Below are 9,392 nucleotides of genomic sequence, written 5' to 3' on the forward strand. Positions count from 1 at the left end.
GGGAGGCGTTCATATCATTTCCCTAGCACTTACCCGATTTATGTGGTTATCAGGAGGAGCTTCCTCTCGCGATTCAGTTCCCGTCCATCAGATAGACTTTGTTACATTGTCAGGCTCGCTTCTTTATTCAGAGCCGTAGGGTCATTTGGTGATACAAATGGTTCGCTCTTTTCGTGGCGAACAACGATTCATACGACTTCATGTCGCACTGAATGGATTCACATACGTTCATCATACTGACTACCTAGCACTTACCCGAATTGTGGTTTTCAGGAGGAACGTCCTCTCACGATTCTTTTCCCACTCAGCCCAACGGCCAAGTTTCGTTACATTGTCCGAGCCGCTGCTTTATTCAGGCTCGTAGGTTCATCTGGTGATACAGATGGTTCACTCGTTAAGCGGTGAACAACGCTTCATACGACCTCAGGTCGCACGGACAAAAACGAGTTAGGTGCTGCTCAAAAATATAAATTAACGGATTATTTGTACTAATCAGACCTGAGTACACCGCCTAAGGGCTAGCGGAATTATGAATCCTAAGACAATGGTATTTTTGAACTCTTTTTCAGAAATGAGCGATAACCCTCTTATCCATATCTCGCGATGATCAATTAGCTCTCTATGCCGCGGATCATTTCTCGTCACTCTAACTTATGATGGAAAAAAGCGCCTGAGTCTAATGATATGGACCCAAACGTTTTTTGTTATCTCGACTTGTAATTGCCTTTTTCGATTCCGTGCTTTTTCATTCTCAAATACAGCTTTTTTCGGGGTATTTGCAGATGATTGGCGGCATCGGAAACTCGCCCAGAATGCAAGAACAGTGCATCTTCTATGAGTTGCTTTTCGAAATCGTCCACCAATTCATCCAATGGGAGCTGAATATCATTTTGTGAATAGATACGCTCTTTACCTGTCAACTTAACAATCCCGATTGCGTACAGCTCAGCAATGTTTCGAAGTTCACGAATATTACCCGGCCACGGATAATTCCTCAGAAGAGCAAGGTAGTTGGCGTCTACATTTGGCAGTGTTTTGCCGAGTGTCTTACAACTCAACTTTAAGAAGTAGTGAAATATCGCCACGATATCATCAGGTCGCTGGCGCAAAGGTGGCACGTGCACCATCCCTTGATTAAGCAGGTAGTATAATTCTGGCAACAATTGGTTCTTAGTAATGTAGTCTTCAGGTTCTAACTCAAAAATCGTCACCACACGCAGATTCTTTTTACCACAACGCTCACGGGCCAGCAGCAACTGAGCCAAATACCGTTGCCCCTCTTCGGGCAATTCAGGCAAATTATCTAAAACAAGCACACACGGTTCCAGCTTGTTAACCGCATCATCAATACACTTCATTGTTGTGGTGCTACTGAGAGCAAGAGTGAGATATTCCATGTCTTCGCTCTTCGCCATCATATCTTTGACGATCCCAGCCACGCTGTGGCGTCCTGTGCCCGACTCACCATAAACCACCAAGTGCGTGTCCAACAAAGCATATTGCGCTACGTATTTTCGGATCTGCTCCATGTGCGCAGACTTACCAATTAGTGAACGCGAAATCGATTTCTCCGCCTGACGCTGCAACTCCACCTGACTAGTACGAGTCTCAAGCTGCTGCTTAACAAGCGTTAAAAGCTCCGTCGGGTTAATCGGCTTTTCCAAAAACTCACACGCACCTAGCTTCACGGCATCCACAGCCATCGGAATATCGCCATGCCCAGTAATCACAATAACCGGAATTCGCTCATCGATATTTTTAATCAGCCTCAGCAACTCTAAGCCATGCATCTGTGGCATGTACATGTCTAGAATTACAACGCCCGCCCACTCTGGAGAGACGTATTGCAACGCTTGCGTTGGGTCGTTAATGGCCTTTGACTTTATCGATGAGATGTTCATTAAGTAAGAATAAGAATCCAAAACGTCTTGATCATCATCGACCAATAATACTGAATATAGGTTATTGCTCATTAGGTAGCTCCAACACAACCATCGCACCTTTTTCTAGTGAGGAAGCGAGGTAGATATCTCCTTTATGCTTTTCTATTAATGATTTACAAATATTCATCCCCAGCCCTAGGCCAACCTCTTTTGTCGAAACAAAAGGCTGAAAAATCCGTGGCACAATATCTTCTCCAAAACCAATAGCATTGTCACTGATCGCAACCAGTGTGGTTTGCTTACTCCGGTCCACCAGTTCCGTTTTAATTCGTTTTTTCTCTTCTCTTGTACTTTCCATTAGCGCATCGCAACTATTTACTAAGACATTGATGAAAACCTGTTCCAACGCCAACATATCACCTTGAACTTTCACATCGTCAGGTAACTTATTTTCTATCGTGATCTGTTGACGTTTTGCGCGCGTATTCACGATGGTAGACGCTTGATCCGCCACCTCATGAATGCATACTGGTTTCACCTCTCTCTCCCCTTCTGGTTTGCGTGCGAACTGGCGTAAACTGTTGATAATCTTGCTCATCCGAGTCGTCAAACCCTCGATATGCGTGATCGACTCGCTGACCTTATCTGGCGTCTCTTGTTGAAGAAACATTCTCGCACTGTACAAATACGTCGACATCGCATTTAATGGCTGATTAAGCTCATGCGCTAAACTCGTCATGGTTTGCCCTACAACCGCCATTTTCGCTGCTTGAATAAGCTCATCTTGTGTTTTTTTAAGATTGTCTTCGGTTCGAATTCGCTCTTCAATTTCGTTTTCTAACTGTTGCTTTTTCAGCAACAAGTCTTGCGTTTTTTCTAACACTCGACTTTCCAATGTACGCGTGGTGATTTCTTGATGCGTCACATTAGTAATAGTCATGATAAGTTTGTATTCAGCACCATGGGCAAAAGGGCGAATATCGAAACGTACGTATGTAGGGGCCTCCCCTCCAAGTGACAAGGTCACATGAATTTTTCCAAGTTCAATCCACAAGTGCGAGCCATCAAATACCTTTTTTAGCTGAGCTCGGCAGCTTTCAGGGAAGTACTCCCAAATCGGATAACTTTCGTTGACTTCACCAAGCTTCAATAGCTTACGAGCACTCAAGTTTGCAGACTCTACTACTCCGTTGAGGTCACTCGTGATCAAACTTGCCGTGGTATTGTTGATTAGACTCAAGGCATTAGTACGTTGAATTTCTTGTACCTTTTCACCATATTCGATGAGTTTTTTACTCAAGCGCCCGATTTCATCATTTCCGTCCACCACAACTGGGTGACTTAGATCGTTTTTTATGATGGCATCAATACTGTCCCCCAGCCCTATCAAACGCGCCACAATGCGGCGATTGATAAAATAATACGTCAAGAACATACTCGTCATGATTGAAATACTGAAGCAAACGAGCAAAACGTGATTGCCATATGACACACGATCAGCAGTTTCAGTTTTCACCTGTTTGAACGTTTGATCAGCGGTAACAACCAACTCACCGATTTGTTGATGAATGGCATCCATACTAAGTGAAATCTGCTCTTGCATCTTTTTGATGCCACCGTTGAGTTTCACCAGCGACATAAGTTGTTTTTCGAACGTACCATCTTGGCTCAACACCACGACAAGTTCTTGCAGCAATTGCTTATAAGCGATTGATGTTGGTTGATTCATCAACGTTGTACTGCTTTCTTGAAGATCCATCAGGCGAAAGTGAATTACTTTCATCCCATTATCGACCTGCTCCGGCATTGAGGCACCGGCAACGTCAATAGCCATGTCATACACCGCCGATTCAACATCGATAACCTTTTGTAATGTACTCAGCTGAACCAGCAAGCTTTGAATATCTTTTGAATCGTTTACCCGCTCAATCTGCCAATGCACTTCTTGGCGAAGAGGTTTGAGCTCCGAGCGGATATCTTGGTGAAGCCAGTTAATTTGCTCCATCAGTTGATCGACTCGGCGGTTTTGGTCGATTCGTAAGGAAATCAGATCGACATACTTTGCCAGTAGCGAAGCAAGTCCGGCTTCCGATTCAAGTAACTGATAGAACTCCAAATTCATTCTATTGCTCTTTAGAACGGTTGAAATAGAAGCTAACTCCTCATTCACCTGCATCGCTTGTTCATTGAGCTGTACTTTGTTGTTAACAACTTGAAGCGCTTCAACGCGTCGGTTTATTTCACTGGTTTTACTTTCGAGAAAGTAGCTGGCGTTGTATTTTGGTACGCTATCTTCCAGTAAAATCCGCACCTGATTGTCTAGACTATTCCACGTTGCCCAAGCAACCACACACACCACAGTGAGCAACATCGTACTGCAAGCGAAAGCAGCAACTAAACGAGCTCCAATGGTTTTATATTTCGGGTACAACACTACTTCCCTTACCCCCGACACTGAGCCAATTGTTGATTTACATTGTCCAACTGTTCCGACATAGCACGGCCTAATTCATGAGAAAACTCCGCCAACAATGCTTGGTATTGCGTCATGCCTACTTCGGAATCTTTATCCAATGTCGCCAGTTTTTGAGCAATTGGAGCTATTTGTTCTTTGCTCAGTGGCAATTCAAACAACTGCTTCTCTATAGCCTTTAGTGAGCACTGTTGTTCAGGGCTCTGTTCAAATTTAATGAGAGTGAGCCAAGCATCTTGTAACTCTGGAAGACGCTTAGTAATCGCAGTATCAAAAATCAAGTTGATGAGTGCTTCTCTCGGCATCACCTGTTTTAGATCGAGTATTGGGTTTTCACCACTGTATCGAGCCGTATCATAGAGGGCCGTTTTTGAAAATGCGCTGCTTTCCATTTGCTCTTGAACTTCTTTTGAAAGCAAATGCGCAACAAAGGCTTCAGCCAACTTGTCTCTCTCTCCTCGATTTATTTGGGCAATGTAGGTTGGCATAAGCGTAAAGTCTTGATCATAAGCAAAACCGACGTGATCAAACTTACGCTTGGCAATCAATGCATAACTGTCAATAGTTGGCCCAATACCAAACTTACCTTTGGCAATATAGTCCGCAACCCCAAAGCTGCGTGATGAAATCGTTGCCAAATTTGCTCCTACATTGAGCAAAATACGCCAGCCCTGTTTCCAACCATATCGACTAAGCACACTCTCAACCATCAACTGAGTTGTTCCTGAGCGGCTTGGCGTACTCATTGTGACGTGACCAAAATACAGAGGGTTGGTCAAATCTTGAAAACGCTTCGGTTCTGGCAAATGATTTGCAGCCAAATAATCTTTGTTCCAAACAATTCCCGCCCCAGAATATCCAAAAGCAACAACTTGTTCGTTATTCTGCAATAGATAAGCAGATAACCATTTCGGAACTTGCACGCTAGACGACATATCAGCTAAACGATGTTCGTCAGACAGCTCTTGCATCAAAAATGGAGATGAGCTCAATACCAAGTCGATATCCTTCATATAGCTTTTGCTTAGCAATTGCAGACTCGATTGAGTACGTCGGTGAACCACTCTGACTTTCGCATCGGGATAGTGCTGCGTAAAGTCATCCACCAAAGCGGTGATAGGAGCTTGAGAAAAAGTAGTGAGTATCACCAGCTCTTTATCTGCTGCGATTGTGAGCGGTGTATAAAGCGCAGCACCAAGAAGTAAACAACGCCCCAATTGCTTGAAATCAGCCATCAAATTAACCAAAAACCTTAAATAATGTGCGGTAACTCAAATCTATTACAGATTGTCAAAAAATCTTACAGAGTGTGTTTGAGTCATTATTGACGCACTTCAACCAAAACTACGCATATTCTATCAGTAACAAGTCTCAGGCTACCGTTCTAAATTCCCGTTTTTGACTCAGCCTAAATATCAATATGAGTCAATTCTGTCTCAAATTCATGCCTTTGTACTGTGAAAACTATCACTCCAAGATATACCCGCAACATAACATTTATGATTAATACTTGGAGTGCAAGATGTTTAATTTCTTTAAAACACGTCCTGATCTTCCTCTTTCTGATAACTCTAAAGAGGAAATGCAGGCACGTTTCAAACGCCACCAATGGCAGGTATTTTTAGGCTTGATTGTTGGTTACGCCGTCTTCTACGTAGTTCGTATGAGCCTCGGTGTCGTTAAAAAGCCAATGCTAGATGCAGGCATTGTAAGTATCGAAGAACTAGGTATCATGGGTTCGGCTTTCTTCTTCACTTATGCATTTGGTAAGTTCTCGAACGGCGTCCTTTCTGACTATGCCAATATTGGCCGTTTTATGTCGTTTTCTCTACTATTGTCTGGTATTACCGCGATATTTATGGGTTTTAATACCACGGCGCTGTTTTTCATTTTGCTATGGGGGCTTAACGGTTGGTTCCAATCGGTTGGCTCTGCACCATCTTGTGTATCTTTATTCCAATGGTTCTCACCTAAACAACGCGGTAGTCGTTACTCTATATGGGGTGGCTCTCGTAACATCGGTGAAGGTATCACTTGGATCTTAACTGCGTCCTTGGTGAGCTACTTCGGCTGGCGAGCAGGTTTCATCGGTGCTGGTATCGCCGCGATTGGAGCAGCACTGTGTATGTTTTTCGTCCTTAAAGACCGTCCACAAACCTATGGTTTGCCAGATTCAGCAACCGCGTTCGACGAAGAACCTGAGTTCAAGAAAAAAAACAGTCCGGAAGAAACACGTCGTGCTCAGTTATTCATTCTTAAGCAACCAACAGTTTGGTTAATCGCAGCAGCATGTGCAGCAATGTATATTTCTCGTTACGCGATGTCATCTTGGGCTATTCTTTTCCTACAAGAAGCTAAAGGTTACTCGTTGATTGACGCTGGTTTTGCAATGTCTACATACCCTATCGCGGGTCTAGCTGGCGCCGTCCTATCGGGCGTTATCTCTGACAAACTGTTCAACTCTAACCGTCATATCCCGACTCTACTTTACGGTATCGCAAACATTGCTGGTATGTGCTTAATGTTCTTCGGCCCAGATAACCGCTTAGTTGACGCTGTAGCATTAGGGCTAATTGGTTTCGCTATCGGTGGTCTGGTAGTGTTCCTTGCAGGTCTAACTGCTTGTGACTTGATGCCTAAAAATGCAGTAGGTGCCGTGAAAGGATTTATCGGCCTGTTCGCCTACATGGCAGCTTCTGGTCAGGAGTTGGTATCAGCCTCTCTAATCAAAATCACAGAGGTTGACGGTGTAACCAAATATGACTTCTCTCAAGCACAATATTTTTGGTTGGCGGCCGGTGTGGTTTCACTACTTCTTGCTCTGACCGTTTGGAATGCGAAGAAGGTGGTTGATATCGACCCTGTTGAAGAAACAGAGCTAGAAGTTCGCCCTAGTCACTAATTCATAACGAAAGCGGGAGGCCACTCCCGCTTACTTCTCCAATTTCTTAAGTTCTTTTGCTAAGAGTACTTACGAAATTGATAGCCCCCAATTTCTATTTTCCTTTTTATGTGTCGATAGAGGTGACAAATGTGTAAAACCAAAATTGTGGCCACGCTAGGTCCAGCGAGTGAAAGCCGTGAAACACTGACTAACTTAATCAAAGCTGGCGCTAACATCGTCAGGCTCAACTTTTCGCATGGAACCGCGCAAGAGCACATCGCACGTGCGCATTTAGTTCGTGAAATTGCAACCGAACTTAACACTTATGTTGGGGTACTAGTGGATTTACAAGGCCCCAAAATTCGTATTTCTTGCTTTGAGAATGGTGCTATTCAACTCAATCAAGGAGAAGTGTTTACTCTGAGCAGAACACTCGACGCAAAAGCTGGCAACCAAGAAATGGTTGGCCTTGATTATCCAGAGCTAATTCAAGATGTGAACGTGGGCGATATTCTGCTGCTGGATGATGGCCGCATTCAGCTTAAAGTAAATCAAGTCGATACTGACGAGCAATGGATAAAAACAACAGTATTAAATAGCGGTAAACTATCTAACCGTAAAGGCATCAACTTATTAGGTGGCGGTCTTTCTGCACCTGCTCTTACCGCGAAGGACATTCAAGACATCGAAACCGCAGCAAAACTTCGTGCCGACTTCCTTGCTATCTCTTTCCCACGCAATGCACAAGATATCGAATACGCTCGTGGTTTAGCACATAAAGCAGGTTGCGATGCCAAGATTGTCGCTAAGGTGGAACGTGCCGAAGTCGTTGAAACCAAAGAGGCCATGGATGACGTAATTATCGCATCAGACATCATCATGGTTGCTCGCGGCGATTTAGGTGTAGAGATAGGTGACGCGCGATTACCGATGGTTCAAAAATCACTAATTAATCGCTCTAAGCATTGGGGTAAACCCGTGATCACTGCGACGCAAATGTTGGAATCAATGATCGAAAACCCACTCCCTACTCGGGCTGAAGTGCTAGACGTGGCAAACGCGATTATTGATGGGACAGACGCTGTTATGCTCTCAGCAGAATCCGCAGCAGGTAAATACCCAATCGAAGCAGTCGAAGCTATGGTTCGTATCGCACAAGGTGCAGAACATGAACTGGAATGTAACCACGACTGCTGGGATACCCTTCAACACCTATGTTCTACCCCCGAAACAAGCTTTGCGCTTTCATCGATGATTTCGGCTTCTCGCGCTCATCAAGATCTTGGCGTTGCGATTTTAACCCAACATGGAGAAACGCCGCTATTAATGTCTCGATGCCAGAGTAAGACTAAGATTTGGGCTCTTAGCGATAATCCTGCTTTACTTTCACAAATGACAATCCTGCGAGGAATTGAACCTTTTTATTTCAAAGCTGCAGGTACCAAAATCGAACTAGCACCGCAGATTGTAGATTGTTTACGCCATAAGGCCCGCGAAGCTGATATCTCATCAATCTTAATGACTCAGCTGGATTCCATAGAAGGCATGGGGGAAATTAATGCCTGTCGCTTACTGAGCTTGAATATGACTTCTCACGTCAAGCCTGCCGAAGATATCGCGGCTTAGTCTTACCTCCCCCCTTATTCAAGCTCGAACTTGAATTTTTCCCCCATAACTTGCTCCACAGGGACTTGACCTGCCACATGGCAGGTCCTTTTTTTATACAGAAAACACCTAGCTTGGCTCGGGAGAAATTCGTTTAGTTCAGCTATGCCACCGTAAACCCACGTTCAATTCACAACCAATAAATTAGTAACGCCTGGGAGAATTAAACTACGAAGAGAAATACAATTTCTAGATTAGCTGAATTCAAATAACTTACCGTAGGGCAAACTTACACTCATATAACCTGAATGAATATTCACTCTAAATTATTTTGGGGCGTGCGACGTGAAGTCGTATGAAGCGCTGTTCACCGCTTAATGAGTGAACCATCTGTATCACCAGATGAACCTAGGAGCCTGAATAAAGTAGCGGCTCTGACAATGTAACGAAGAACGGGGCATTCCGTTCGGGATCTAAATCGTGAGAGGACGATCCTCCTGATAACCACAATCGGGTGAGTGCTAGGTAAATGATATGAACGCCTCCC

The 9,392-nt window shown here is 44.1% G+C and carries 5 protein-coding genes; 2 read left to right on the forward strand and 3 right to left on the reverse strand.

Features of this window, described 5'->3' with window-relative positions; all coding sequences use genetic code 11:
- Positions 1–704: 704 nt before the first annotated feature.
- From AB4503_RS23180 to AB4503_RS23190, 3 genes are read right to left on the reverse strand one after another with little or no spacing between them, the layout of a single operon-like run.
- Entirely contained in the window at positions 705–1,973 is a 1,269-nt protein-coding gene (locus AB4503_RS23180; protein WP_372115785.1) for a sigma-54-dependent transcriptional regulator, read from the reverse strand.
- Positions 1,963–4,317, reverse strand: coding sequence for an ATP-binding protein (locus AB4503_RS23185; protein WP_372115786.1), 2,355 nt, complete (start codon positions 4,315–4,317; stop codon positions 1,963–1,965). The genes AB4503_RS23180 and AB4503_RS23185 overlap by 11 nt, the downstream gene beginning before the upstream one ends.
- A gap of 8 nt (positions 4,318–4,325) precedes the next feature.
- On the reverse strand, positions 4,326–5,591 hold the full coding sequence (locus tag AB4503_RS23190) for an ABC transporter substrate-binding protein (protein ID WP_372115787.1): 1,266 nt from the start codon (positions 5,589–5,591) through the stop codon (positions 4,326–4,328).
- Positions 5,592–5,878: 287 nt separating this feature from the next.
- Between AB4503_RS23190 and AB4503_RS23195 the strand changes: the two genes are divergently transcribed.
- Both AB4503_RS23195 and pyk read left to right on the forward strand, forming a co-directional pair.
- Positions 5,879–7,258, forward strand: a complete 1,380-nt coding sequence (locus AB4503_RS23195) for an MFS transporter (protein ID WP_372115788.1) — start codon at positions 5,879–5,881, stop codon at positions 7,256–7,258.
- Positions 7,259–7,387: 129 nt separating this feature from the next.
- On the forward strand, positions 7,388–8,866 hold the full coding sequence (gene pyk / locus AB4503_RS23200) for a pyruvate kinase (RefSeq protein ID WP_372115789.1): 1,479 nt from the start codon (positions 7,388–7,390) through the stop codon (positions 8,864–8,866).
- Positions 8,867–9,392 lie beyond the last annotated feature (526 nt).

Origin of the sequence: Vibrio sp. 10N.222.55.B11 (assembly GCF_041473705.1) — a bacterium.
Taxonomy (GTDB): domain Bacteria; phylum Pseudomonadota; class Gammaproteobacteria; order Enterobacterales; family Vibrionaceae; genus Vibrio; species Vibrio crassostreae_C.

Coding starts and splice junctions, on each gene's coding strand:
- AB4503_RS23190 (WP_372115787.1), bottom strand. CDS start 5,591: ATGGCTGATTTCAAGCAATTGGGGCGTTGTTTACTTCTTGGTGCTGCG.
- AB4503_RS23180 (WP_372115785.1), bottom strand. CDS start 1,973: ATGAGCAATAACCTATATTCAGTATTATTGGTCGATGATGATCAAGAC.
- pyk (WP_372115789.1), top strand. CDS start 7,388: ATGTGTAAAACCAAAATTGTGGCCACGCTAGGTCCAGCGAGTGAAAGC.
- AB4503_RS23195 (WP_372115788.1), top strand. CDS start 5,879: ATGTTTAATTTCTTTAAAACACGTCCTGATCTTCCTCTTTCTGATAAC.